Genomic DNA, 25062 nt, shown 5'->3' with positions numbered 1-25062 from the left:
AAGCAGGGAAGAAACGATGGAAAAAGCCGAAATCGGCCTGATCGGCCTTGGCACTATGGGCTCCAACCTGGCGCTGAACATCGCCGAGCACGGGCACCGCATCGCCGTCTTCAACCGCACAAGGGCCCGCACCGACGCTTTCGTCGAGAATTCCGGTGCGCTCAGGGACATGGTCGTCCCCTGCTACAGCCTTGAGGAACTCGCCGCCGCGATACGGCCGCCGCGCCCGATCATCATCATGGTGCTGGCCGGCAAGCCGGTCGACGAGCAGCTCGAAGCGCTGCGTGGCGTGCTGTCCGACAACGATATCGTCATCGATGCCGGCAATGCCAATTTCCGCGATACGATGCGGCGCTTCTCCGAGCTCTCTGGCTCGGGTTTGACCTTCATCGGCATGGGTGTCTCCGGCGGCGAGGAGGGCGCGCGCCACGGACCCTCGATCATGGTCGGCGGCACGGAAGACTCCTGGAAGCGCGTAGAGAAGGTGCTGACCGCCATCTCCGCCAAGTTCAAGGACGAACCTTGCGCGGCCTGGCTCGGCACTGACGGCGCCGGCCATTTCGTCAAGACCATCCATAACGGCATCGAATATGCCGACATGCAGATGATCGCCGAAATCTACGGCATCCTGCGTGACGGCCTCNGACGTGTGCTCTTCCGATCTGGCAAATGGTCCGTCATCGAGGCGCAGCAGCTCGGCATTCCGGCGACCGCGATCGAAGCGGCGGTGGCGGCGCGCGTGCTGTCGTCGATCAAGGACGAACGGCAGGCGGCTGAAAAGGCCTATGGCAATATCGGCGTGACCAGGATTTCCGGCGACAAGGACGCGCTGCTGAAAGACCTCGAACTGGCGCTGTTCGCCGGCAAGATCGCCGCCTACGCGCAGGGCTTCGCGGTGATGAGCGGCGCTTCGAAGGAGTTCAACTGGAACCTGCCGATGCCGACCATCGCCAAGATCTGGCGCGCCGGCTGCATCATCCGCTCGCAGATGCTCGACACGATGGCCGAGGCCTTCAGTGGCGGCGCTTCGACCAACCTGCTGATGGCGCCAGCCTTCATCAGCTTGATGCAGGAGGCGCATCCCTCGCTGCGGCGGGTCGTGGCGAGGGCTTCCGAAGCCGGCGCGCCGGTGCCTGCACTGTCTTCGGCTCTTGCCTATTTCGACAGCTACCGCCAGGGCCGCGGCACCTCGAACCTGATCCAGGCGCAGCGCGACTTCTTCGGGGCGCATGGTTTCGAGTGCATCGGCGAGCAGGGCGCGTTCCACGGACCGTGGGGCAGCGGCGCGGCTGGCTAGATCACGCTCATGGAAACATCCGGCTTAGCGTGGATGCCGTGCCGGAATACTTATCGCTCCACATGCGGCTTCTCGATCCCGGGGATGCCGCCGATCTGTTGGGCAAGAGAATCGACCAGCAGCCGGACCCGGGCGATGCCCGCCCGTTCGGGGACGATCAGCATGCTGAGCGGAACCGACGGCAGCGCATAGTCCGGCAGAATCGCTTCAAGCCGGCCGGACGCCAGGAGATCGCCGACAAGCCATTGGTGGGCGGGCGCAATGCCGCGCCCGGCGAGCAGGGCTTCGCGTGCGGCAAGTCCGTGGTCGACCCGGAGGCGCCCTGCAAACGGCACTGTACGGCGGTTGCCGTCTGGTCCTTGCAGCACAAGGGTGTCGCTGCCGGCAACGTTTGACATCCGGATACCTTCGTGATCGGCCAGGTCTCCGGGACTTTCAGGCCTGCCGCGTTCAGCGAAATAGCCGGGCGCCCCCACGAGCAGTCGCCGCGATTGGCCGAGCGCCCGCAATTTCATGGAACTGTCGGTGAGCGGGCCGAGACGAAGCGCGATGTCGACGCCTTCCGTGACGAGGTCGATGCGTTCGTCGGTGAGGCTGAGATCGACGCCGATGTCGCGATAGCGGTCCTGAAACGCGAAGATAAGCCGGCTGACATGAAGCACCCCAATGGCTGCGGTGCAGGAGAGCCGGATCGTGCCCGCGGGCGCTGCGCGCGTGCCGCGAACCTCATCGCCCGCCTGTTCGACAAGGCGCAGGATCTGCACGCTGTCCGCATAATAGCGGCTGCCCTCATCGGTCATCGTGACACGCCGGGTGGTCCTGCTGAGCAAGGCGACCCCGACGGCGTCCTCCAGTTCCCTCAAATGGCGCGTGACTGTCGATTGGCCGATCCCGAGTTCTCGCGCGACCGCCGACAGACTGCCTCGTTCAGCAACGCGCACGAAGGTGCGCATGCGCTCGAGCGTGACAGCTGATTTATCCATTAATCGGCAGAATATTATTCATTCCCGACATGTAGCGGATGATACGGCCGCTGGCTATCTCAGGGTCAACGTTTCCAACGGAGGATCGACGAATCATGAAAGTCCTACTTGTCTTTGCCCATCCCGAGCCACGGTCGCTCAACGGCACGCTGCGTGACGTCGCCGTCAAGGAACTCAAGTCTCAAGGCCACGAGGTTCGGGTGTCCGACCTCTATGTGGACAGTTGGAAATCGGAGGTCGACCGCGCTGACTTCCCCGAGCTTTCGCCAGACGCGCGGCTGGTGCCGGTGGTGGCCTCCAAACAAGCATACGAGTCCAATGCGCTGACTGCGGACGTCAAGACCGAGATCGAGAAGCTGCTTTGGGCCGATGCGCTGATCCTGCAGTTTCCGCTGTGGTGGTTCACCATGCCGGCGATTTTGAAAGGCTGGGTCGATCGGGTCTTCGCCTACGGCTTCGCCTATGGCGTCGGCGAACATAGCGACAAGCGATGGGGTGACCGGTACGGCGAGGGCACACTCGCGGGCAAGCGAGCGATGCTGATTGTGACAGCCGGCGGCTGGGAGGATCATTATTCCCCGCGTGGCGTCAACGGACCGATCGACGACCTGCTGTTCCCGATCAATCATGGAATTCTCTATTATCCGGGCTACGACGTGCTTCCGCCGTTCGTGATCTACAGCGCGGACCGTCTCGATGCAGCCGGCTTCGAGCTTGTCGCCGAACGCCTGCGCGAACGGATGCGGACACTGGCGACCACGGCGCCCATTCCCTATCGGCGGCAGAATGGTGGCGATTATCTGATCCCGAGCATGCGGCTTCGTGCCGAACTAGGCGATCCGGAAGCAGCCGGCTTCGGACTTCACGTGAACCGCGGGGCTACCGACCAGAACGGTTCCTGCTTTCATGGAACGGACGTGGATTTGCGCGCTCGGATCCAGGCAGACGCTCAGTCAGAGCGTCGATAGGCCACGACGCCCTTCGGCTCGCTCAGGCTTTGCAGCGAGCCGGGCGCGGCGCCGCCGATCCAGCCGAGCACCGAGCGAGCGAGTTCCGACCCGGCAAGGCGGAAGTCTTCGTTGACGACCAGTAATTCATGCCTGAACAGATGCAGCAATTCCGACGATTGCTTCGACACCACGTCGACGTCGCGGCCGAGCTTGAGGCCGGCGTCCTCGATGCCGGCGACGATGGCGAGGGTCGCGGCGGCGGCACTGCTGATGATGCCGTCCGGCCTGATGTCTCGCCGCATCAGCTGCGCGGTCCTGGTTCTGATCTGTTCGATCGAGTGGTCGATCGAAACGGTGTTGAACGGCACCTCGCTGGCGCCCACTTCGCTCAGAGCGTCGGCAAAGCCGTTGACCGTGTGGCGGTAGTAGCTCAAACCCACCGGCGGCGTCACCAAAGCGAGCCGGCGGCGGCCCAGGCCGGCGAGATGGCGCACCGCCTCGGCCGCGAAGGCGTAATTGTTGAAATCATGATAGGGATGCACGAGCCCCATATCGGTTCGGCCGTGGGTCGCGAAGGGAATGCCGCGCTCCAACATGTAGCGGGCGCGGGGATCGTTCGGCTGCGTGCGTGAAATGATGACGCCGTCGGCGGAGCCTGTCTCCACGAGATAGCGCACCGGATCCAGCGGATCCTGCGAGCGCGAATATGGTGTCACGATCAGGTGGTAGGGCGTGTCGGCGATGACTTCCGTGACGCCATAGATGATGTCGGAGACGAAGCTCATGAGTTCGTGCTCGGTGTTGAGCACGAGGCTGATGACATTGGTCTTGCCGGTCCTGAGGCGCACGCCGGCGCGGTTCGGCCGATAGCCGATCTGCTTGGCCACGAGCTGGACGCGGCGCCTGGTCTCGGCGCCGATCTCGGGCGCGTCCTTCAAGGCCCGTGAGACGGTGGTGACGCCAAGTCCGGTCATGAAGGCAAGCGTCTTCAGCGTCGGCCGCTCCTGTGCCGTCGCCTCGTCATCCTTGGCCTTGCGCTCTTTGTCCATCCGTCCCGCCCATCAGGCGCATAGCAGCAGCCGAGCAGCCCGGCAATGTTGCGGCCGCTCCCCATGGCGCGTCACCTACGGTGGAAGGAATATACTGAAACGTTACAGCTGTCACGATCAGTGTAAAACTGGTGCTGGCGGAGGCAAAAAGACCCCGTCAACCGCGTGGCGAAAAACCGTTGGGATTCAGAGGGAAGCGTGATCCTAGCAAGTTTCTTGCTGCTTTTGCCTAGGACGCGGAGCATTTCTGCATATTGCGTCGCACAATGTCGCGACAGCGAGTGATTCTGTTCGTAGCTCGAAAAATGTCGGAGTGACACTTGCCGGAAGGGGTTGCGTACGGGCTTCAATTGCCGTATCGAAAATCTGTAACGTTTCAGATTTCTGGGAGGAAGCCGAAATGCGATACAAATTCCTGACCGCTGCCTTTGCCACGACGGTTGCGCTCAACTTTGCCGGGCCGGCGGCCGCGACCGATCTGGAAGTGACCCATTGGTGGACATCCGGCGGAGAGGCGGCGGCCGTCGCCGAACTCGCCAAGGCGTTCGATGCCACCGGCAATCACTGGGTCGACGGCGCCATCGCCGGATCCGGCGGCACGGCGCGGCCGATCATGATCAGCCGCATCACCGGCGGCGATCCGATGGGGGCCACGCAGTTCAATCACGGCAGGCAAGCAGAAGAGCTGGTTCAGGCTGGCCTCATGCGCGACCTCACCGATGTCGCCACTAAGGGCAAGTGGACGGATGTGGTACGGCCCAAGAGCCTGCTCGACTCTTGTACCATTGACGGCAAGATTTATTGCGTGCCGGTCAACATCCATTCCTGGCAGTGGCTGTGGCTGTCGAACGCGGCGTTCGAGAAGGCCGGCGTGCCTGTGCCGAAGGACTGGAATGAGTATGTGGCCGCCGCTCCGGCGCTGGAGAAAGCCGGCATCGTGCCGCTCGCGGTCGGCGGACAGGCCTGGCAGGCATCGGGCGCCTTCGACGTGCTGCTTGCCGCGGTCGGCGGAACCGACACCTTCCTCAAGGTCTACAAGGACAAGGACGCCAAGTTCGCGGCCGGTCCTGAAGTCGCCAAGGTGTTCAAGGCGGCCGACGATGCGCGCAAGATGGCCAAGAACACGAATGTGCAGGACTGGAACCAGGCCACCAACATGGTCATCACTGGCAAGGCCGGTGGGCAGATCATGGGTGACTGGGCTCAGGGCGAGTTCCAGGTCGCCGGCAAGACCGCCGGCAAGGACTACACCTGCCTTCCCGGCCTCGGCCTGAACGAGGTCATCGCAACCGGCGGCGACGCCTTCTATTTCCCGCTGCTCAAGGACGCCGACAAGTCCAAGGCGCAGGAGGTGCTGGCGCAGACGCTGCTTGATCCCAAGACCCAGGTCGCCTTCAACCTCAAGAAGGGCTCGCTGCCGGTGCGCGGCGACGTCGACCTCAACGCGGCCAATGATTGCATGAAGAAAGGCCTTGCCATCCTGGCCAAGGGCGCGGTCATCCCATGGACGGACCAGCTGCTCTCGCAGGACAGCCAGAAGCAGAAGGAGGACCTGTTCTCGGAGTTCTTCGCCAAGCCCGATATGAGCCTTGAAGAGGCGCAGAAGCGCTTCGCCGACATCATCGCTTCGGCTGATTGACGACTGAGGAGCCGTCCGCTCCCGACCTTGCCAGGCAGGGCCGGGAGCCAAGGCGTGCTGACTTTCCGCCCTTATCCGATCCAGCACGGCTGTACCGATGAGCAAGAGCGAACGCCCGAGCCAACTTTTCCGCAATCTCAATGCGAAGGTCGCGTCGATCCCGATGATCCTCACCGCGATGGTGGTCTTTGTCGGTGGCACCGCATGGACGGTGCTCTACTCCTTCACCAATTCGAAACTGCTGCCGCGGCTGAATTTCGTCGGGCTCGACCAGTACTACCGGTTGTGGGCGACGCCGCGCTGGCTGATTTCGATCGAGAATCTCTTGATCTACGGTGTGATCTCACTGGTGTTCTCGCTGGTGATCGGTTTTCTGCTGGCTGCCCTGCTCGACCAGAAGATCCGTTTCGAGGACACGTTCCGGACCATCTTTCTCTACCCCTTTGCGCTCTCCTTCATCGTCACCGGCCTTGTATGGCAGTGGCTGCTCAATCCGGATTTCGGCGTCCAGGGCGTGGTACGAGGCCTCGGCTGGACCAGCTTCGACTTTAATCCGCTCTACAATTCCAGCATCGTCATCTACGGCATATCGATCGCGGCGCTTTGGCAAGGCACGGGGCTGATCATGTGCCTGATGCTGGCGGGCCTGCGCGGCATCGACGAGGACATCTGGAAGGCCGCACGGGTGGACGGCATTCCCATGTGGAAGACTTATCTGTTCATCATCATTCCGATGATGCGGCCGGTTTTCATCACCACGCTGGTGATCATCGCGTCCGGCATCGTCAAGGTCTATGACCTCGTCGTCGCGCAAACCAGCGGCGGGCCGGGCATCGCCTCCGAAGTGCCGGCCAAATACGTCTACGACTACATGTTCTTCGCCCAGAATCTCGGCCAGGGCTTTGCCGCCTCGACCATGATGCTGCTGTCGGTGATGATCGTCATCGTGCCGTGGGCCTATCTCGAATTCGGAGGCCGCAAGCGTGTCTGATCATGCCGTCTCCTTGTCCGCCACGTCGTCAGACCTCCGGGCTGGCGCCTCCGGCCCGAGCGGACCAAAGCCGCGGCATATGTTCTCGCGCCGTAACATTTTCCTGTACGGCACACTCATCGTCGTGGCGCTCTACTATCTCCTGCCGCTCTATGTGATGGTCGTCACTTCGCTGAAGGGCATGCCGGAGATCCGCCTCGGCAACATTTTCTCGCCGCCGCTCGAGATCACCTTCGAGCCCTGGGTCAAGGCGTGGTCGCAGGCCTGCACCGGCCTCAATTGCGACGGGCTCTCGCGCGGGTTCTGGAATTCGGTGCGCATCACCGTTCCCTCGGTGATCCTGTCGATCGCCATCGCCTCGGTGAACGGCTACGCGCTGGCCAACTGGCGTTTCAAGGGCGCCGACACCTTCTTCGTCATCCTGATCGTCGGCGCCTTCATTCCCTATCAGGTGATGATCTATCCGATCGTCATCATCCTGCGCGAAATCGGCCTCTATGGCAGCCTTACCGGCCTGGTGATCGTGCATTCCATTTTCGGCATGCCGATCCTGACGCTTCTGTTTCGCAATTATTTCACCTCCATGCCGGAGGAGCTATTCCGGGCGGCGCGCGTCGATGGCGCCGGCTTCTGGGGCATCTACCTGCGCATCATGCTGCCGATGTCGCTGCCGATCTTCGTCGTCGCCGTCATCCTGCAGGTGACCGGGATCTGGAACGACTTCCTGTTCGGCGTCGTCTACACCCGTCCCGACACCTATCCGATGACGGTGCAGCTCAACAACATCGTCAACTCGGTGCAAGGCGTGAAGGAATACAACGTCAACATGGCCGCCACCATCCTGACCGGGTTGGTGCCGCTGATCGTCTATTTCATTTCCGGCAAATTGTTCGTGCGCGGCATCGCCGCCGGCGCGGTGAAAGGGTGATGGCGATGGCGGCGAACGGCACCAGCGTTTCGATCCAGGATCTGTCGCTGAACTTCGGCGCGGTCTCGGTGCTGCAGACGCTCAATCTCGATGTCGCCGAAGGCGAGTTCATCGTGCTGCTCGGGCCTTCCGGCTGCGGCAAGTCGACCTTGCTCAACTGCATCGCCGGCCTGCTCGACATTTCGGAAGGCCGCATCTTCATCAAGGGCAAGAACGTCACCTGGGAAGAGCCCAAGGACCGCGGCATCGGCATGGTCTTCCAGTCCTATGCGCTCTATCCGCAAATGACGGTGGAGAAGAACCTGTCGTTCGGGCTGCGTGTCGCCGGCATCGCCAAGGACGAGATCGCCAAGCGCATCGCGCGCGCCGCCGAGATCCTGCAGATCGAGCCGTTGCTGCAGCGCAAGCCGGCGGCACTCTCCGGCGGCCAGCGTCAGCGCGTGGCAATCGGGAGGGCGCTGGTGCGCGATGTCGACGTCTTCCTGTTCGACGAACCGCTGTCCAATCTCGATGCCAAGCTGCGTTCGGAGCTGCGCGTCGAGATCAAGCTTCTGCACCGCAAGTTGCAGAACACGATGATCTATGTCACCCACGACCAGATCGAGGCGATGACGCTGGCCGACCGTATCGCGGTGATGAAGGGCGGCGTCATCCAGCAGCTCGACGCCCCGCAGACCATCTACAACCGTCCGGTCAACCGGTTTGTCGCCGGCTTCCTCGGTTCGCCTGCGATGAATTTCGTCGAGGGTCAGTTGGAGGCTGGCACGACGGCGGTGTTCAAGACCGGGAATTTGGCCATACCGCTCGATCGCTATGCCTTCGACGGCGCCGGCAACAAGAGCGGGCCTTGCGTGTTCGGGATTCGGCCCGAGCACGTTGCCTTTGGCGAGGCCGCGAATTCGATGCCCTTTGCCACCGATGCCGCCGTCGAGATCGTCGAGCCGATGGGCTCCGATACGCTGGTGTGGACGAAGCTCGGCAGCCGCATTTTTTCGTTCCGTGTCGAGGCGGAAAAGACGCTGCGCAATGGCGACCCGATCCGGATCGGCTTTGATCCTGCCCGCGCCTCGCTGTTCGATACTCCATCCGGCAACCGCATGTAGCTCCCAAGAAAACCATCCTCCCAAAGACAATCCCCAAGCAGAACGGACAGAGATGATGAACTGGTCATTCCAACTTTACAGCGCCCGCAATTTCTTGCCTTGGACCGATGTGCTCGAAATGCTCGGCAAGCTCGGCTACGCCGAGGTCGAAGGGTTCGGCGGCGTCTATGACGATCCCAAGGCCTTCGGCGCCGAGCTCGACAAGAACGGCCTTGCCATGCCGACCGGGCATTTTTCCATCGATGCGCTGGAGAATGATTTCGACGGCGTGCGCCGGATCGCGGAAACGCTCGGCGTCAAGCTTTTGATCTGTCCCTATCTGATGGCCGAGGACAGGCCATCCGACGCCGCCGGCTGGCGCGGTTTCGGCGAGCGCCTGGCCAAGGTCGGCGAGGTCGCGTCGAAGGCCGGCTATGGCTTCGCTTGGCACAACCATGATTTCGAGTTCAAGACGCTCCCCGACGGCTCGGTGCCGCAGGATCATATCCTGTCGTCCGCGCCCAATATCGGCTGGGAAATGGACGTCGCCTGGGTGGTGCGCGGCGGCTCCGATCCGCTGCCCTGGATCGAAAAGCACGGCCAGCGCATCGTCGCCGTCCATGTCAAGGACATGGCGAAGGCGGGCGAGGGGCTGGATGAGGATGGCTGGTCGGATGTCGGCCACGGCACGATCGATTGGGCCGGCCTGATCAAGGTGCTGCGGGCCAAGAGCGCGGCGAAATACTTTGTCATGGAACAAGACAATCCCAACGACATCGAACGCTTCGCCCGCCGCTCGATCGCAACCGTCAAGAGCTACTAGGAACAACCACCATGGCAAAGAAGCTGGGTACTGGGAAACTGGGTGTTGGCGTCATCGGCTGCGGCAACATCTCGAAGGCGTACTTTTCGCTGGCGCCGCTGTTTCGCGGCATCGAGATGCGCGCCTGCGCCGATATCAACATGGACGCGGCCAGGGCGCGGGCTAAGGAATTCAAGCTGCGCGCCGAAACCGTCGAGGATCTGCTCAAGGCCGACGATATCGACATCATCGTCAACCTGACCATTCCGGCCGTGCACTACGAGGTGTCGAAGCAGGTGCTCGATGCCGGCAAGCATGTCTATTCCGAGAAGCCGTTCGTGCTGTCGCTCAAGGAGGGCCAGGATCTCAAGGCGCGGGCGCAGAAGAAGGGGCTGCGCATCGGCTCGGCGCCGGACACCTTCCTGGGCGGCGCGCACCAGCTGGTGCGCGAACTGATCGACGAGGGGAAGCTTGGCAAGATCACCAGCGGCACCTGCCACGTCATGGGCCACGGCATGGAGCATTGGCACCCTAATCCCGACTTCTTCTTCCAGCCCGGCGCGGGACCGGTACTCGACATCGGACCGTACTACATCACGAATCTGATTCAGCTGATCGGGCCGGTGAAGCAGGTGGCGGCCTTCGCTACGACTCCGGCCAAGGAACGGACCATCAGCTCAAAGCCGCGCGCAGGCGAAAAAATCCCAGTCAACACGCCGACCACGATCCATGGCCTGCTGGAATTCGAGAACGGCGCCGTGGTGACGCTGAACACCAGCTGGGATGTGTGGGCTCACGGCCACGCGCCGATGGAACTCTATGGCGAGGCCGGGACGGTGTTTGTGCCGGATCCGAACTTCTTCGGCGGCGACGTGCGCTTCACCGAGGAAGGCAAGCCGGTCAAGAAGCTGCCGAAATGGAAGCATCCGCTTGGCATTCCCAATGAGATGCATGGCCAAGGCATGATGGCCAATTACCGCACGGCGGGCCTGGCCGACATGGCGCTGGCGATCGCCGAAGGGCGGCCGCACCGCTGCTCGATGGAACTCGCGCTGCATGCCGTCGATGTCATGACCGGCCTGCTGCGCTCCGGCGAAACCGGCAAGTTCGTCGCCATGCAGACCACTTGCGAGCGTCCGGCCGCGCTTGGCGTCAAGCCGGCCAAGGAGCTGCTGGCCAAGAAGAAGTAGTCGCGTGGATTATCGATAATTTTGCTTTACCCTCTCCCCGTTCCTCAGGGGAGGGGGTAAGGATGGGTTATGGGGCATGTCATCGCCTCTGCGATGACGGTACCTGTCCGTTCAGTTTCGAGGATTTCCCCATGCCCTATATCGCCGCTGAAAACCGCTACGAGAAAATGATCTACAACCGCTGCGGTCGGTCCGGCCTCAAGCTGCCGGCGATCTCGCTGGGGCTGTGGCACAATTTCGGCGACGACACGCCGCATCGGACCAAGCAGGCGATCGTCCGCAAGGCCTTCGATCTTGGCATCACCCATTTCGACCTCGCCAACAATTATGGGCCGCCTCCCGGCTCGGCCGAGACCGCTTTCGGCGAGATACTGCGTACCGATTTTGCCGCCTATCGCGACGAACTGATCATCTCGACCAAGGCCGGGTACGAAATGTGGGCCGGCCCCTACGGCGAATGGGGCGGGCGCAAATACATGCTGGCCAGCCTCGACCAGAGCCTGAAGCGAATGGGCCTCGATTATGTCGACATCTTCTACTCGCACCGCTTCGATCCCGATACGCCGCTCGAAGAAACCATGGGCGCGCTCGACCATGCGGTGCGTTCGGGCAAGGCGCTCTACGCCGGCATCTCGTCCTACAACTCGCAGCGCACCCGCGAGGCCGCCGACATATTGAGGCAACTCGGTACGCCCTGCGTCATCCATCAGCCGAGCTATTCGATGCTGAACCGCTGGGTCGAGGAGGACGGACTGCTCGACACGCTCGAGGGGCTCGGCGTCGGCTCCATCGTGTTCTCGCCGTTGGCGCAAGGGATGCTGACCGACAAATATCTCGGCGGCATTCCCGATGGCAGCCGGGCCTCCCAGGGCAAGTCGCTGAAGACTGCTTTCATCAACGACCGCACCATTGCCAACATCAAGGCGCTCAACGCGATCGCCGGCAAGCGCGGCCAGACGCTGGCCCAGATGGCCTTGGCCTGGGTGCTGCGCAGGGGCCGGGTTACCTCGGCGCTGATCGGCGCCAGCCGGCCCGAGCAGGTCGAGGACTGCGTCGGGGCGCTGAAGGTGCTCGACTTCAGCGACGTCGAACTTGCCGAAATCGATACATACGCGCGCGAGTCCGACATCAATCTGTGGGCTGCTTCCGCCGAACGCAAAGGCCCGCCGAGGAAATAGGCTCGCTTGGCAAGCCGGCAGGCAAGAACGGCGGGATCCCGCCGTTCTTCATTGCAATCCGAAGCGGCCGCTTCAGGGGGACTTTGGCTTCTGGGCGGTGCCGAGCCCGGCCTTGGGTTTTTCGGGCGCTGGAGCCTTGGTCTTCATCTTCTCATCGATCCAGGCGGTGTAGTTGGCCAGTCGGGTGTAGATGCCATAGGCGTCCTTGTGGCCGCAGGCGGCGCTGCCGTCAGCCGGACCTTCACCCCAACTGACGACGCCGACCTGGACCGGGCCGCCGGCGACGGTCATGAAGAGCGGGCCGCCGCTGTCGCCATTGCAAGCGTCACGCACACCGCTGGTGGTGCCCGCGCAGATCATGTTGCCGGTCACGGGTGGGTCATGTCGGCGGCAATCGCATTGGCCGCGGCATCGATGCCCTTTTCCGAATAGCGCATGCGGTGCGACAGGTCTCCGAGGGCCGCTTTCAGGTCATGCGCATAGATGGCCTTGATGCCGCTGTTGCAGGCACCGTTCGGCTGAAGATCGAGATCGGCGACCATCAGCGTGGTTGGAAAGGGTGCCGTCCTGCATCTTGCCCCAGCCGGTGACGGTGGTCCCGTGGGATCTCTGCATCGTAACGCTGAAGCAGGATGTCGGCACCAATCTCGAGCGTGGCCTGCGGCGCCAGCCGCTCGGCAACGATGTGGGTGATCGAATAGTCGCTGCCGACATAGAGCACATTGATGTCGACCAGCTGGTCCGAGCTGTTCTTCGCCAGCACGTGCACCTCGTCGCCAGGCGAGACGCGTGGCACCACCGAGGCCTGCAACGGCTCCAGCCCGTCGCCGTCGCGACGCTTGACCTGGAATTGCACGTCGACGTCCTCGGGCTTGTAGTCCGAGGCTGCCGCGAGCCTGGAAAGCCCGGTGGCCCGGAAGATGGTGCGCAAATTCGTGGTCGTCGCATCGACCAGCTTCTTGCGATCGTCGGGGTGGATGATGATCAGCGGCGGCCTGCCGCCATCCTTCAAGGTCACGTCGCCCGAGGCCGGCAGGAACCATAGGGCCGGCTTGTCGGTCGCGTTCTTGTCGGCGCCGGCAATGGCATTCTCGCGCATCACCGCGAAGCGCAGTTCCGCGCTCTTGCCCGGATCGACCAGTTCGATGGTGAAGCCGGTCTCCTTGGCCGCGGCCAGTTCGTCGAGAACCGAATTGACGAGTGCTGTTTCCTTCTCCAGTCCGTTCGTCGCGGCCGGCCGCGCGACGGCGAGCTTGTAGTCGACGGCGATTTCGGCCAGCCGTGCATAGGCATTGGCAGGGATGTCGGCCACTTTGAGCGCGGGCTTCCTGTCGAACTCGACCGGCTTGACGCGGCTCTCCAGGTTCTTCGTCGATTCCACTTCGAGATAGCCGACCGCGTCGGACAGCGACGACAGCACCGACGGCAGGATGGCAAGCTTGCTGCCTGGGGCAAGACGATGCAGCAGGCCGGCGCCGATCGACGCCTCGCCGTCCCTGACGACAATGGGCCACTGCATCACCGCGTCCGTCTTGTCGGTGCCGAAGACGCGCGCGTCGAGTTCGCCTTCGAACAGCGGCGTCGGTCGGGTGCGGCTGTCGGCCGAATATTGCTGCAGCACGGCCTGGCCAAGCTGCCGGTAAGTGACGTCCGGGTTTTCAGCGAGCTTCGACAGGATGGTGAAGGTGAACAGGCCGAAGCGGGGCGCATCGGCCGTGCCCTTGGGGAGTGGCATCTCCGGCGTCGTCTCCACCGTCTGCGCGGCATAAAAGGCGACCAGCTTGCCCTTGGTCACCGGTTCGCCGCTGGTCGGCGTCAGGTTGAAGGCGGGCTTGCGTTGGCCGTTCCCGTCGATGCCGCGCGAGGCGCTCGCGACGGTGTCCCCATAGGTCTTGATGGCCGCCGCCCTGGCGGCCTCGTCGCCACCGACCAGGTCGGCGAATTCGACCTTGCGATCCAACTCGTCGTCGACCTCCACCGCGCGGGTCGCGGTGCCGGAATGGCAGCAGTCGAACACCGCCCAGACGAAGGCGCCCTTGTCGCGGATGGCATCGAGCGCTTCGCCGATCTCATTGTCGACCAGTGCGTTCGGTACGCCGGCATCGCGGTTGATCCATTTTTCAATGTCGACGGGCAGGAAGATCTCGTCGAGACCCTCGGTTTCGTCGCCCTTGACCATTTCCGGCTGCTGCGCGCCGTGGCGCATGGTAGGTGCGCGATGCGGCCAACGCCCGGGACGAAACCGTGCCGGCGGCCATCAGCGCGGACGTGCCGACAAGCAGCGTCCGGCGTGTCAATTTGATCATGTTGCTTCCCCAAGCCCGATCGAATTTCCCAAGCCCGATCGAATTTCCCAGGCGAAGCCATCCATGTCGAGGATTTTATCAGTATTTTGAATGTCGCCCGCTCATCAAGCCTGCGATCACCAATGTGCCGGCACGTCATCGATCGGTCCGGGACAACAACAGAAGAGTAGCAAAGAAGGCGGTTCGTCGCTATCTGAATGGGATCGGGTCGTTTGCACGCGCAGACAGCCTGCCAACAGCGCAGGACAAGTGGAACAGGACCATGGCGGCAAGGGATGTGCTGACGAAAAACCAGTTGTGCGTGCTCGAGAAACTCGAGATCGCCAGCGGCCCGCTCAGCGCCTACACCTTGCTCGATCAGCTTCGCGAGCGCGGTTTTCGCGCACCATTGCAGGTCTATCGCGCGCTCGACACACTGGTGAAATCAGGCTTCGTGCACCGGCTGGAAAGCATCAATTCCTTCGTCGCCTGCGCCGAGCCGCACGACCATAGCCACTCGATGACGGCCTTCGCCATTTGCGATACTTGCGGGCAGGTGACCGAAATGTCCGATCACGACGTCGACCACCGGCTGAACGAATGGGTCAACTCGACCGGCTTCGCCGCCAAGAAGGCGGTGATCGAATTTCGCGGGACCTGCGCGAAATGTTTGGCGCAAGCGGCCTGAGGGCCTCGCTAGCGCGTTAGTGTGCCTCGTCCCAGTTGTTGGCGGCCCGCGCGTCGACATGCAGCGGCACCGACATCGAAACCGCCGGCATCGCCGCGTTTTCCATGACATGGCGCACGACGGGGATCGTCGCCTCGACTTCCGCTTCCACCGTTTCGAAGATAAGTTCGTCATGCACCTGCAGGAGCATGCGGGCCGACAGCTTGGCCTTGTCCAAGGCTTCCTCCATGCGGATCATGGCACGGCGGATGATGTCGGCGGCGGTGCCTTGCAGGCGGGCGTTGATCGAGGCGCGCTCGTTGAAGGCGCGCAGAGACGGGTTCGACGACCTGATGTCGGGATAGTGGATGCGGCGGCCGAAGATCGTTTCGACGAAGCCGTGCTCGCGGGCATAGGCCTTGGTCTCCTCGATATAATCGCGGATGCCGGGAAAGCGCTCGAAGTATTTCTTGATGTAGGCGCTCGCCTCTTCGCGCGGGATCGACAGCTGGTTGGCGAGACCGAAAGCCGAGATGCCATAGATGATGCCGAAATTGATGGCCTTGGCGCGGCGGCGCACTTCCGAAGGCATACCCTCCACCGGCACGTTGAACATTTCCGACGCTGTGATGGCGTGGATGTCGGCGCCATCCGCAAAGGCCTGCCGCAACTGCGGGATTTCGGCGACATGGGCGAGCACGCGCAGTTCGATCTGGCTGTAGTCGGCTGACACCAGCCGGAGGCTCTTGTCGGTGATGAAGGCGGTTCGGATCTTGCGGCCTTCAGCCGTGCGCACCGGGATGTTCTGCAGGTTCGGGTCGGAAGACGACAGACGGCCCGTCGTCGTCGCGGCGAGCGCGTAGGAGGTGTGGACGCGTTTCGTGTCGGGATTGACGAAGCCGGGCAGGGCATCGGTGTAGGTCGATTTCAGTTTGGTCAGCTGGCGCCAATCGACGATCTTGCGCGGCAGTTCGTGCCCTTCCGCGGCAAGGTCTTCGAGCAGCTGCGCCGAGGTCGACCACTGGCCGGTCTTGGTCTTGGAGCCGCCGGGCAGGCCCATGCGGCCGAACAATATGTCGCCGAGCTGCTTGGGCGAGCCGATGTTGATGCGCTCGCCGATGAGCAGGTAGATTTCCTCCTCGAGCCGGGCCGCACCTTGCGCCAGTTCCCCCGACAGCCGCGACAGGATCTGCCGATCGACCGAAATGCCGCGCTGTTCCATGCGCGCCAGCACCGGCACCAGGGGCCGCTCCAGGCGTTCATAGACCGAGACCAGGCCCTTGGCCGCAAGCCGGGGCTTCAGCACCAGCCACAGCCGCAACGTCACGTCGGCATCCTCGGCGGCGTGAGCGGTCGCCCTGTCGATGTCGACCTGGTCAAAACCGACAGAGCTCTTCCCGGAGCCAGTCACGTCCTTGAGTTGAAGGGGTTTATGGCCAAGCCATTTGTCGGCAAGGGCATCCATGCCGTGGCCGTGCGGCGTGCCGGCGTCGAGCACGTAGGAGATCAGCATGGTGTCATCGAACGGCGCGACATCGATGCCGTAGCGGCTCATGATGACCAGATCATATTTCAGGTTCTGCGCGATCTTCAGCACCGACCGGTCCTCGAACAGTGGTTTGAGGACCGCCAGAGCCTCGCGAAGCGGAATCTGGTTTTCGAGCGTGCCGCCGCCAAGCAGGTCGCCATTGCCGCTCTTGTGGGCGAAGGGAATATAGCCGGCGCGGCCAGGCGCTGTGGCCATGGCCAAACCGATCAGTTCGGCCTGCATCGGATCGGTCGAGGTGGCCCTGACGTCGAAAGCAGCGATACCGGCCTCCCGCGCCTCGGCGACCCAGGCTTTCAGCGTCGCGATATCGCGGATGCCCTCATAGGCCGAGGTATCGATCTTGGCGGTCGCCGCTCTCTCCAGCCGCAATGCGGCCAGGAGGGAAGGGGTGTCGCCTTGTTTTGGCGTCTCCGTCGTCTCGATTTCAGCAGCCCGGGCAACGGGCGGTGTTCCGGCGCCGACATCGGGGCCATGTGCGTTATCGGCGCGTTCGACGGGCACCGCGATGGCCTGGACGTCGCCGGCCTCGGTGCCTGTCGCTTCCGCCACACGGCGCGTCAGCGAGGTGAATTCCATGGTCTTGAGGAAGCCAATCAGCTTCGGTCCGTCGGGGGCATGCAGGACGAAATCGTCCAATCCTTCCGCCACCGGCACATCGTTCTTCAGCGTCACCAACTGGCGCGAGATGCGCGCCTTGTCGGCGTTGGCGATGATCGATTCCCGCCTTTTCTCCTGCTTGATCTCGCCGGCGCGGGCGAGCAATTCGTCGAGGTCGCCGAACTGCTCGAGCAATTGCGCCGCGGTCTTTGGCCCAATGCCCGGCACGCCAGGCACATTGTCGACGGAGTCGCCCGTCAGCGCCTGCAGGTCGATCATCTTTTCCGGGGGCACGCCCCATTTCTCGACGACTTCCGGAATGCCGATCTGGCGATCCTTCATCGGGTCGTACATGCCGACGGTTTCGCCAACCAGCTGCATCAGGTCCTTGTCGGAGGAGATGATGGTGGTGTCGCCGCCGGCCTCGCAGGCCAGCCGGCAATAGGTGGCGATGAGATCGTCGGCCTCGAAGCCTTCCATCTCGACGCAAGGCAGGTTGAACGCCCTAGTTGCCTGGCGGATCAGGCCGAACTGCGGGATCAGATCCTCGGGCGGCGCCGAACGGTTGGCCTTGTATTCGGGATAAAGATCGTTGCGGAAGGTTTTCGAGGAATAGTCGAAGATGACGGCGAAATGCGTCGGCACTATGCCCACATCGGTGTTGCGGGCATCCTGCATCAGCTTCCACAGCATGTTGCAGAAGCCGGAAACGGCACCGACCGGCAGGCCGTCCGACTTGCGGGTCAGCGGCGGCAGCGCGTGATAGGCGCGGAAGATGTAGCCGGAGCCGTCGATGAGAAAGAGATGATCGCCTTTTTTCATGCCGGCAGGGATAGCGCGGCGCGATGGCTTGGTCCATGCCAAAGACATCGCCAGATACAACACCCTGACAGATCGTGACCCGGACGGATCGGAGGCATACAGGCCCGCTCACGGGGACGTTACAAAAGTGTAACGTTGACGCCCTTGAATCGCCACGTTCACAGACCCAAATAGACGTCATCGGCAGTTTTCGCCGAAGTCCGGAGCAAGGCCCGTCCCCCGCCTATACCGGACAATTGCGGCAGCCTATCCCCCCTCTCCGGGCTGCCGCATCGTTTCGAGTAAAAGGCCGCCGTGGTTCCCCCTCCACCACGGCGGCATTTTTTTGCCCGCGGCGGCCATCCGGGTCGTGGTCCAATCGCCCCGGGCTTTTCGTTTCGCCGCTCTGCCTTTACGGTTCCGGCACTGAATCGAAAGGCTATGCAAATGTCCGCAGTCTCCCCCGTCCTCGACCGTCTCGACAAGAATCTCGACCAGAGTCTGGAGCGGCTCTTCGGCCTGCTCGGGATCAAGTCGATCTCCACCGATCCAGCCTACGCCGCCGACTGCCGCAAGGCGGCGGAATGGCTGGTGGCGGAACTCAAACTGATCGGCTTCGACGCCAGCGTGCGCGACACGCCGGGCCACCCAATGGTGGTTGCGCATCATGATGGGCCGGCTGGGGCGCCGCATGTGCTGTTCTACGGCCATTACGACGTGCAGCCGGTCGACCCGATCGAACTGTGGGAAAACGACCCCTTCGCCCCCGCGATCAAGGAGGTCGGACCTGGTCACAAGATCATCACCGGGCGCGGCTCGGCCGACGACAAGGGTCAGCTGATGACCTTTGTCGAGGCATGCCGTGCCTGGAAACAGGTGCACGGCAGCCTGCCGTGCCGGGTCACCATCCTGTTCGAAGGCGAGGAGGAATCCGGCTCGCCCTCGCTGAAGCCGTTCCTCGAGGCCAATGCCGAGGAGCTCAAGGCCGACTTCGCGCTGGTCTGCGATACCAGCATGTGGGACCGCGACACGCCGTCGATCTGCGTCGGGCTACGCGGTCTGGTCGGCGAGGAGATCACGGTTAAGGCCGCCGACCGCGACCTGCATTCGGGCCTGTATGGCGGGGCTGCCGCCAACCCGATCCGCATCCTGGCCAAGGTGCTGGCCGACATCCACGACAAGGACGGCCATATCACCATCCCGGGCTTCTATGACGGCGTCGAGGAAACCCCCTCGCAGGTGCTGAAATCATGGGAGACGCTGGGCGAGACGGCCGAGACCTTCCTCGGCCCTGTCGGCTTGTCGATCCCATCGGGCGAAAAAGGCCGCTCGGTGCTGGAGCTGACCTGGGCGCGACCCACCGCCGAATTCAACGGCATCATCGGTGGCTACACCGGCAAGGGTTTCAAGACCGTCATCGCGGCGGAAGCCTCGGCAAAGGTCTCGTTCCGCCTTGTCCATAAGCAGGATCCGGCCAAGATCCGCGCGGCCTTCCAGAAATTCGTCAAGGAACGCATCCCAGCCGATTGTACGGTCGAATTCCACGCTCATGGCGGCTCACCGGCAATCCAGCTTTCTTACGACTCGCCCTTCCTGGCCAAGGCCAAGACAGCGCTTTCCGATGAATGGCCAAAGCCCGCGGTGACGACCGGCAGCGGCGGCTCCATTCCGGTCGTGGGCGACTTCCAGACCTATCTCGGCATGGAATCGCTGCTGGTCGGGTTCGGCCTCGATGACGACCGCATCCACTCGCCCAACGAGAAATACGAGCTCAGCTCCTTCCACAAGGGCCAGCGCTCCTGGGCGCGCATTCTGGATGCGCTGACACGCTGAGCGCGGAAAACACGTTTTCTTGTTGATTTTTCACCGGATCGCGGCGAGGACGGGTAACGCCGCGACCCGGAGAAAACGATGAGCGATATCCGCTTCCATAAAAACGATCTGCCCGACCTTTCGCACTACGATGTCGCGGCGGTGGCGATCGATACGGAAACGCTTGGCCTCAAACCGCACCGAGACCGGCTCTGCGTGGTGCAGATCTCGCCTGGCGACGGCAGCGCCGATGTCATCCAGATCGCGCCGGGCCAGAAGGAGGCATCGAACCTGGTCAAGCTGCTGGCAAACGACAGGGTGACCAAGCTGTTCCACTACGGTCGCTTCGACCTCGCCGTGCTCTACCACGCGTTTGGCGTGATGGCCGAGCCGGTGTTCTGCACCAAGATCGCCTCGCGGCTGACGCGCACCTATACCGACCGGCACGGGCTGAAGGACATCTGTTTCGAGCTTCTCGGCGTCGGCCTGTCCAAGGCGCAGCAATCGTCGGATTGGGCGGCCGAAACGCTGTCGCCCGAACAGCTCGAATACGCCGCCTCCGATGTGCTCTATCTGCATCGTTTGCGCGATGCGCTGGCGGGACGGCTGGCGCGCGAGGGCCGCACTAAGGAGGCGGACGCCTGTTTCCGCTTCCTGCCGACGCGGGCCAAGCTTGACCTGATGGGCTGGGACGAAGAGGATATCTTCGCTCACAGCTGAGAAAAGGGATGAGATGGCGGACAGAAAGCCGATATCGACCGCGCCGACCGACGGCTCAAAGGTCACCGTCACCTGGAAGGACAGCGACGGCGTCCTCAATGAATCCATAGCGCAATACCGCGACGGCGGCTGGTGGGTCTACACCGACAGTCATACGCAGAAGAAGGTCGAGCCGACCAGCTGGCGGCCCGCTGCCAGCGACGACGACGACCAGTGAGCGCCGCTGGTGGGACGGGGTGCTTTCGACTAGCCTGAAGTCGTTGATATCGGGGCCGATTCGGAGCCTTCCGCTCCGCACCCGCCCTCTTGCACGGAGAAACCCGCCATGGGTGTCGAAAGCCTTCTCGTCTTCATCCTCATCGGTGCCATCGCCGGCTGGCTCGCCGGTCTCATCGTTTCGGGTTTCGGCTTCGGCCTGATCGGCAACATCATCGTCGGCATTATCGGCGCCTTCATCGCTGGCTGGCTGTTTCCGCGCATCGGCTTGTCGATCGGCGGTGGCATCATCGCCTCCATAATCCACGCCACGATCGGCGCCATCATCCTTTTGGTTCTGGTCAGGGTCCTGAAACGAGCCTGAGGCTCGGCATGACAGAAGGCGCGCCATGAAGCAGAACACGCTCTATCTCCTCATTGGCGCGCTCATCATCGTGATCATCGCACTGGGCGTCTACGTCTACCGCGAGCAGGCCAGGCCGAAAGGCGTCGAACTCAGGATCGACGACAAGGGCATTTCAATCCAGCAGAACTGAACCCGCCGGGCGGATCCAGGAGCGTGACATGGAGGCTTCCGACGCATGGCAGAGCGGAGAGCGGCCCAGGATCACCGTGGCGGAATGGGAGAGGTTGAACCGGCCGCCACGACGCGAGGCGTTGCTGCGCTATTACTGGCGGACTTTTCGCTTCCTGAGGACATCCGCGCCGATCAGCGAATTGCAGGGACGACAGCAATCGTTCCGTGACGCGGTCGTGGCCACTGTTGCCTTCAACCGGCCTGATGTGATCGCATGGCAGATCCACCTCGTGCGCCGACACCTGGCCGAGCACGAGAGCTATGTCGTCTTCGACAACAGCAAGAAGGAGGAGGCGAGGGAAGCCATCCGCGACCTCTGCCAGCGCCAGCACGTCCCCTATGTAGCGTTGCCGAGGAACAGGCTGACGGTCAGCAGATCGCACGGCCAGGCGCTCAACTGGATCGTGCGCAATTTCATGACCGGCTTGGCCCCGAAGGTCTTCGGCTTCATCGACCATGACATCTTTCCGACGGAACCGTTTTCGATCCACGACCGGCTGAAGGGCAAGACCATTTACGGCAGTGTCCGGCGCGACACGCCGACGCCGGGCGGCTGGTTCCTGTGGCCCGCCTTCTGTTTTTTCGACGGAAGCCTGTTGCGACAGCGGCTGGATTTCGCGCCGAGCTACAAATTCCGTATGGACTCGGGTGGCGGCAACTGGCCGCTGCTCTACCGCACGATCGACCATGCGCTGGTCAGATTTACCGAGAACAAGTTGCTGCGCTGCGGCGAGGGCGATGACGAGCACGAGGATTTCTTCATGTCGGTCGACGGCTGGCTGCATGTAACCAATGCCTCGAACTGGCGAAGGCAGCCGGTCGACAGGCGCGAACAACTCATCGCCTTGTTGCGGCAGGCTGCGGGTCCTGACCAGTTGGATGTGAAGTTCGAGCCGATCTAAAAGGTTCGCCATGTCGCGTCGGCTCCAGATGGCCTTTGATCGACAAACGCGAGCCAGCCGATCCAGATCGCGGCCAACTCGCTGCACGTGCAGACCTGGCGGCTCGCCCTGCAAGCGGTCGACTGTCTCGACGGCCGAAAGCGGCACGCACTGTTTGGTCGCTGGCGATCGAGGAGCAACGGGCGTCGCGACCCGGCGCGTTCAATCGGTGTACGCGACGAGGAGACCTTTCTGGGGGGCGGGCCAGTGTCGAGGAAGGCGGCCCGAAGGGCCTCGACATCGACCGCTCGAACAGTGTCGTTGCGGTCACCTGCGAGGTAGGCGCTGGCCTTCTATCCGCTGGCGTCGATTGTCGGAACGGCAAGCTCGGGGATCGAGCCAGGCTTGGCGCGCTTTTAGGCGCCGGCCGTTTCCCTGGTGGCGAACCGACGGTGTCGGAGAGAAGAGGATTAACAAATTCCTAACGGAATTCAGAGGTTTGGCCGAAGGCCTGCTTAACCCGCCCTTAAATCGCCGCATCTACTCTTCAACCCGAGCGCCATTGGCACCGGGGACATCAAGCGCAGCGCATGGCGAACCGCAGAGACAGTCGCATCGAGCCCAGCTTCGAGGGACCGCCGCGAGCGAGATCCCAGACGGGTCTTTCGGTGAGCGAGGAGGACCGCGTCGTGCCGAGCAACAGCAAAGCCTCCGCCAAACGCAAATCATCCAAGGCGAAATCGTCGCGGGGGAAGCGCGGCGGAGGCGGGCGCGGGCTGTTCGGCGTGCTCGGCCGGCTGTTCTACTGGTGCTTCGTGCTCGCCATCTGGGGCGGCATCGCGGTGGCCGGCGTCGTCATCTACTACGGCGCCAAGATGCCGGCGGCCACGACCTGGTCGATTCCCGATCGTGCGCCCAACATCAAGATCGTCTCGGCCGATGGGCAATTGCTCGCCAATCGCGGCATGAGCGGCGGCGAGGCTGTCGGCCTGCACGAAATGTCGCCCTATATCCCCGAGGCAGTCATCGCCATCGAGGACCGCCGTTTCTATTCGCATTTCGGTGTCGATCCGATCGGCCTGTCGCGCGCAATGGTCACCAACCTCATCGGCGGGCATTTCTCGCAAGGCGGTTCGACGCTGACGCAGCAATTGGCCAAGAACCTGTTCCTGACGCCGGACCGTACATTGGAGCGTAAAGTGCAGGAGGTGCTGCTGGCCCTGTGGCTCGAGCACAAGCACAGCAAGGACCAGATCCTCGAAATGTACCTCAACCGGGTCTATTTCGGCTCCGGCGCCTATGGCGTCGAGGCGGCCTCGCGCCGTTATTTCGGCAAGAGCGCGCGCGACGTCACGCTGTCCGAAGCCGCCCTGCTTGCCGGCCTCTTGAAGGCGCCCTCGCGGCTGTCGCCGGCGCGCGATCCCAAGGCCGCCGAGGAGCGTTCGCAGCTGGTGCTCGGGGCCATGCGCGAGGAGGGCAAGATCAGCGAAAAGGAGCTGAAAACGGCGCTCAGCGCACCGGCGACGCGCTCGCCATCCTACTGGACCGGTTCGGAAAATTATGTCGCCGACACCATCATGGAAGAATTGCCCGACCTGATCGGCGACGTGCGCGGCGATATCGTCATCGATTCTACCGTGGACCTGAACCTGCAGAAGCTCGCCGAAAAATCGATCCGCCGGCTGATCGACGACAGCGGCAAGAAGCTCAACGTGACCCAGGGCGCGCTGGTGTCGATCGACGATTCCGGCGCGGTACGGGCCATGGTCGGCGGCTACGACTATTCGACCAGCCAGTTCGACCGCGCCTCGGAGGCGCGCCGGCAGCCGGGCTCGGCGTTCAAGCCGTTTGTCTATATGGCGGCACTTGAGGCCGGCCGCACGCCTGACAGCATCCGCAACGATGCGCCGATCAAGATCGGCAACTGGACACCGGACAATTACGGCGGCAAGTACTTTGGCAAGGTCACCTTGGCGACAGCGCTGGCAAAATCACTGAACTCGGTTGCCGCGCAGCTGACCATGGAAGTCGGGCCGAACGCGGTAGTGGAAGCCGCGCACCGCATGGGCATCCAGTCCGACCTGCAGGCCAACACCTCGATCGCGCTCGGCACCTCGGAAGTGACGCCACTGGAGCTGACTTCGGCCTATGTGCCCTTCGCCAATGGCGGCTACAAGCCGGACATTCATTTCATCCGCCGCGTGACGACGTCGGACGGCAAGGTGCTCTATGATAGCGCCGGCGGCAGCGCACCGCGCGTGATCAAGCCCGAGATCGTCGGCATGATGAATTCGATGATGACCGGCACGGTCGAGGTCGGCACCGCCAGGAAGGCGGCTTTCGCCTGGCCGTCGGCAGGCAAGACCGGCACCAGCCAGAATTCGCGCGACGCCTGGTTCGTCGGCTATACCGCCAATCTGACCACCGGCGTATGGTTCGGCAATGATGACGGCACGGCGATGAAGAAGGTCACCGGCGGCGCGCTGCCGGCGCAGGCCTGGCACGAATTCATGGTCGCCGCGCATGAGGGCGTGCCGGTGCGGCCGCTGCCCGGCACCTGGAAATCGACTCCGGCCGACACCATCGTGCCCGACGAAATTCCCTCGGCCAGCAACAACCAGCCGGCACCGGTTCCGCCGGCGTCCGTCGGCCAGCAGGCGCCGGCCGCGCAGGCCGCGGGACAGGCGACGCCAGCGCCGGTCCGTGCGGCGCGGCCTGCCCAGACCGTCGATGCCGATGGCTTCGATATGCCGGCGGATGACGGCACCACCGCTTCGGTCGGACATCCGGTGCCGCCAGGCAGCGTCGGCGGTCGGCTCAAGAAACGGCAGACGTCGATCCTGGATATCCTTGGCGGCGGCTAGTTCG

The 25062-nt window shown here is 63.1% G+C and carries 23 protein-coding genes; 17 read left to right on the top strand and 6 right to left on the bottom strand.

The features are described 5' to 3' along the window. Nucleotides 1–16: 16 nt before the first annotated feature. On the top strand, nt 17–1297 hold the full coding sequence (locus X742_RS163490; protein WP_023770664.1) for an NAD(P)-binding domain-containing protein: 1281 nt from the start codon (nt 17–19) through the stop codon (nt 1295–1297). 50 nt (nt 1298–1347) lie between these two features. Here X742_RS163490 and X742_RS163495 read toward each other — a convergent pair whose 3' ends face one another. After that, the gene (locus tag X742_RS163495; protein WP_023770663.1) at nt 1348–2280 is read right to left on the bottom strand and encodes a LysR family transcriptional regulator; all 933 of its coding nucleotides are present in this window, start codon (nt 2278–2280) and stop codon (nt 1348–1350) included. A gap of 95 nt (nt 2281–2375) precedes the next feature. Here X742_RS163495 and X742_RS163500 point away from each other — a divergent pair, with 95 nt between their 5' ends. Further along, nucleotides 2376–3248: an NAD(P)H-dependent oxidoreductase gene (locus tag X742_RS163500; protein ID WP_023770662.1), complete on the top strand. Its 873-nt coding sequence runs from the start codon at nt 2376–2378 to the stop codon at nt 3246–3248. Here the strand turns inward: X742_RS163500 and X742_RS163505 are convergent. Then, entirely contained in the window at nt 3230–4279 is a 1050-nt protein-coding gene (locus tag X742_RS163505) for a LacI family transcriptional regulator (protein ID WP_023770661.1), read from the bottom strand. The genes X742_RS163500 and X742_RS163505 overlap by 19 nt on opposite strands. Before the next feature lie 400 nt (nt 4280–4679). Here X742_RS163505 and X742_RS163510 point away from each other — a divergent pair, with 400 nt between their 5' ends. From X742_RS163510 to mgrA, 7 genes are all read left to right on the top strand, one after another. Further along, nucleotides 4680–5918 (top strand): ABC transporter substrate-binding protein, encoded by a 1239-nt coding sequence (locus X742_RS163510; RefSeq protein WP_023770660.1) that lies wholly within the window; start codon nt 4680–4682, stop codon nt 5916–5918. 97 nt (nt 5919–6015) lie between these two features. After that, nucleotides 6016–6909: a sugar ABC transporter permease gene (locus tag X742_RS163515; RefSeq protein ID WP_023770659.1), complete on the top strand. Its 894-nt coding sequence runs from the start codon at nt 6016–6018 to the stop codon at nt 6907–6909. Next, on the top strand, nt 6902–7837 hold the full coding sequence (locus X742_RS163520; protein WP_023770658.1) for a carbohydrate ABC transporter permease: 936 nt from the start codon (nt 6902–6904) through the stop codon (nt 7835–7837). The genes X742_RS163515 and X742_RS163520 overlap by 8 nt, the downstream gene beginning before the upstream one ends. A 5-nt stretch (nt 7838–7842) precedes the next feature. Next, nucleotides 7843–8940 carry an ABC transporter ATP-binding protein gene (locus tag X742_RS163525; RefSeq protein WP_084569490.1) on the top strand — a complete coding sequence of 366 codons (1098 nt, stop codon included), beginning with the start codon at nt 7843–7845 and terminating at the stop codon, nt 8938–8940. 55 nt (nt 8941–8995) lie between these two features. Next, nucleotides 8996–9742 (top strand): sugar phosphate isomerase/epimerase, encoded by a 747-nt coding sequence (locus X742_RS163530; protein WP_023770656.1) that lies wholly within the window; start codon nt 8996–8998, stop codon nt 9740–9742. Nucleotides 9743–9753: 11 nt separating this feature from the next. Then, nucleotides 9754–10911: a Gfo/Idh/MocA family oxidoreductase gene (locus X742_RS163535; protein ID WP_023770655.1), complete on the top strand. Its 1158-nt coding sequence runs from the start codon at nt 9754–9756 to the stop codon at nt 10909–10911. Between the two features lie 131 nt (nt 10912–11042). Then, nucleotides 11043–12089: an L-glyceraldehyde 3-phosphate reductase gene (mgrA, locus tag X742_RS163540; RefSeq protein ID WP_023770654.1), complete on the top strand. Its 1047-nt coding sequence runs from the start codon at nt 11043–11045 to the stop codon at nt 12087–12089. 72 nt (nt 12090–12161) lie between these two features. On the opposite strand, the gene X742_RS1000000175475 is transcribed toward mgrA, so the two are convergent. From X742_RS1000000175475 to X742_RS01000000169700, 3 genes are read right to left on the bottom strand one after another with little or no spacing between them, the layout of a single operon-like run. After that, a complete protein-coding gene (locus tag X742_RS1000000175475; protein WP_023770653.1) occupies nt 12162–12461 on the bottom strand; it encodes a trypsin-like serine protease in 300 nt (99 codons plus the stop codon). Beyond that, on the bottom strand, nt 12458–12631 hold the full coding sequence (locus X742_RS1000000175470) for a hypothetical protein (protein ID WP_023770652.1): 174 nt from the start codon (nt 12629–12631) through the stop codon (nt 12458–12460). Before X742_RS1000000175470 ends, X742_RS1000000175475 begins: the two co-directional genes overlap by 4 nt. Further along, a complete protein-coding gene (locus X742_RS01000000169700) occupies nt 12631–14295 on the bottom strand; it encodes a caspase family protein (protein WP_245275491.1) in 1665 nt (554 codons plus the stop codon). The genes X742_RS1000000175470 and X742_RS01000000169700 overlap by 1 nt, the downstream gene beginning before the upstream one ends. Nucleotides 14296–14657: 362 nt before the next feature. On the opposite strand from X742_RS01000000169700, the gene X742_RS163545 reads away from it, so the two are divergent. Beyond that, nucleotides 14658–15062 carry a Fur family transcriptional regulator gene (locus X742_RS163545; protein WP_015315682.1) on the top strand — a complete coding sequence of 135 codons (405 nt, stop codon included), beginning with the start codon at nt 14658–14660 and terminating at the stop codon, nt 15060–15062. A 16-nt stretch (nt 15063–15078) separates the two neighbouring features. On the opposite strand, the gene polA is transcribed toward X742_RS163545, so the two are convergent. After that, the gene (gene polA, locus X742_RS163550; RefSeq protein ID WP_023770651.1) at nt 15079–18009 is read right to left on the bottom strand and encodes a DNA polymerase I; all 2931 of its coding nucleotides are present in this window, start codon (nt 18007–18009) and stop codon (nt 15079–15081) included. Between the two features lie 420 nt (nt 18010–18429). Here polA and X742_RS163555 point away from each other — a divergent pair, with 420 nt between their 5' ends. From X742_RS163555 to X742_RS163585, 7 genes are all read left to right on the top strand, one after another. After that, nucleotides 18430–19821: a M20/M25/M40 family metallo-hydrolase gene (locus X742_RS163555; RefSeq protein ID WP_031247689.1), complete on the top strand. Its 1392-nt coding sequence runs from the start codon at nt 18430–18432 to the stop codon at nt 19819–19821. Between the two features lie 78 nt (nt 19822–19899). Beyond that, a complete protein-coding gene (locus X742_RS163560) occupies nt 19900–20520 on the top strand; it encodes a ribonuclease D (RefSeq protein WP_031247688.1) in 621 nt (206 codons plus the stop codon). A 13-nt stretch (nt 20521–20533) separates the two neighbouring features. Continuing rightward, on the top strand, nt 20534–20737 hold the full coding sequence (locus tag X742_RS163565; RefSeq protein WP_023770648.1) for a hypothetical protein: 204 nt from the start codon (nt 20534–20536) through the stop codon (nt 20735–20737). Between the two features lie 108 nt (nt 20738–20845). After that, nucleotides 20846–21100 (top strand): GlsB/YeaQ/YmgE family stress response membrane protein, encoded by a 255-nt coding sequence (locus tag X742_RS163570; RefSeq protein ID WP_023770647.1) that lies wholly within the window; start codon nt 20846–20848, stop codon nt 21098–21100. Between the two features lie 25 nt (nt 21101–21125). Next, the gene (locus X742_RS1000000172105; protein ID WP_023770646.1) at nt 21126–21272 is read left to right on the top strand and encodes a hypothetical protein; all 147 of its coding nucleotides are present in this window, start codon (nt 21126–21128) and stop codon (nt 21270–21272) included. A 28-nt stretch (nt 21273–21300) separates the two neighbouring features. Further along, nucleotides 21301–22215 (top strand): hypothetical protein, encoded by a 915-nt coding sequence (locus tag X742_RS163580; RefSeq protein WP_023770645.1) that lies wholly within the window; start codon nt 21301–21303, stop codon nt 22213–22215. A 569-nt stretch (nt 22216–22784) separates the two neighbouring features. Then, nucleotides 22785–25058: a transglycosylase domain-containing protein gene (locus X742_RS163585; RefSeq protein ID WP_023770644.1), complete on the top strand. Its 2274-nt coding sequence runs from the start codon at nt 22785–22787 to the stop codon at nt 25056–25058. Nucleotides 25059–25062 lie beyond the last annotated feature (4 nt).

Origin of the sequence: Mesorhizobium sp. LNHC229A00, assembly GCF_000502415.1 — a bacterium.
In the GTDB taxonomy this organism is placed as follows: Bacteria; Pseudomonadota; Alphaproteobacteria; order Rhizobiales; family Rhizobiaceae; genus Mesorhizobium.
This window is presented reverse-complemented; position numbering and strand designations above follow the sequence as displayed.

Bases quoted from the DNA above. Each gene is read 5' to 3' on its own strand.
- X742_RS163555 (WP_031247689.1), top strand. From the start codon at position 18,430: ATGCAAATGTCCGCAGTCTCCCCCGTCCTCGACCGTCTCGACAAGAAT.
- X742_RS163545 (WP_015315682.1), top strand. From the start codon at position 14,658: ATGGCGGCAAGGGATGTGCTGACGAAAAACCAGTTGTGCGTGCTCGAG.
- X742_RS163495 (WP_023770663.1), bottom strand. From the start codon at position 2,280: ATGGATAAATCAGCTGTCACGCTCGAGCGCATGCGCACCTTCGTGCGC.
- X742_RS163535 (WP_023770655.1), top strand. From the start codon at position 9,754: ATGGCAAAGAAGCTGGGTACTGGGAAACTGGGTGTTGGCGTCATCGGC.
- X742_RS163560 (WP_031247688.1), top strand. From the start codon at position 19,900: ATGAGCGATATCCGCTTCCATAAAAACGATCTGCCCGACCTTTCGCAC.
- X742_RS163500 (WP_023770662.1), top strand. From the start codon at position 2,376: ATGAAAGTCCTACTTGTCTTTGCCCATCCCGAGCCACGGTCGCTCAAC.
- X742_RS163530 (WP_023770656.1), top strand. From the start codon at position 8,996: ATGAACTGGTCATTCCAACTTTACAGCGCCCGCAATTTCTTGCCTTGG.
- X742_RS163525 (WP_084569490.1), top strand. From the start codon at position 7,843: ATGGCGGCGAACGGCACCAGCGTTTCGATCCAGGATCTGTCGCTGAAC.
- X742_RS163570 (WP_023770647.1), top strand. From the start codon at position 20,846: ATGGGTGTCGAAAGCCTTCTCGTCTTCATCCTCATCGGTGCCATCGCC.
- X742_RS163580 (WP_023770645.1), top strand. From the start codon at position 21,301: ATGGAGGCTTCCGACGCATGGCAGAGCGGAGAGCGGCCCAGGATCACC.
- X742_RS01000000169700 (WP_245275491.1), bottom strand. From the start codon at position 14,295: ATGCGCCACGGCGCGCAGCAGCCGGAAATGGTCAAGGGCGACGAAACC.
- X742_RS1000000172105 (WP_023770646.1), top strand. From the start codon at position 21,126: ATGAAGCAGAACACGCTCTATCTCCTCATTGGCGCGCTCATCATCGTG.
- X742_RS163515 (WP_023770659.1), top strand. From the start codon at position 6,016: ATGAGCAAGAGCGAACGCCCGAGCCAACTTTTCCGCAATCTCAATGCG.
- X742_RS163510 (WP_023770660.1), top strand. From the start codon at position 4,680: ATGCGATACAAATTCCTGACCGCTGCCTTTGCCACGACGGTTGCGCTC.
- X742_RS163585 (WP_023770644.1), top strand. From the start codon at position 22,785: ATGGCGAACCGCAGAGACAGTCGCATCGAGCCCAGCTTCGAGGGACCG.
- X742_RS1000000175470 (WP_023770652.1), bottom strand. From the start codon at position 12,631: ATGGTCGCCGATCTCGATCTTCAGCCGAACGGTGCCTGCAACAGCGGC.
- X742_RS163505 (WP_023770661.1), bottom strand. From the start codon at position 4,279: ATGGACAAAGAGCGCAAGGCCAAGGATGACGAGGCGACGGCACAGGAG.
- mgrA (WP_023770654.1), top strand. From the start codon at position 11,043: ATGCCCTATATCGCCGCTGAAAACCGCTACGAGAAAATGATCTACAAC.
- X742_RS163565 (WP_023770648.1), top strand. From the start codon at position 20,534: ATGGCGGACAGAAAGCCGATATCGACCGCGCCGACCGACGGCTCAAAG.
- polA (WP_023770651.1), bottom strand. From the start codon at position 18,009: ATGAAAAAAGGCGATCATCTCTTTCTCATCGACGGCTCCGGCTACATC.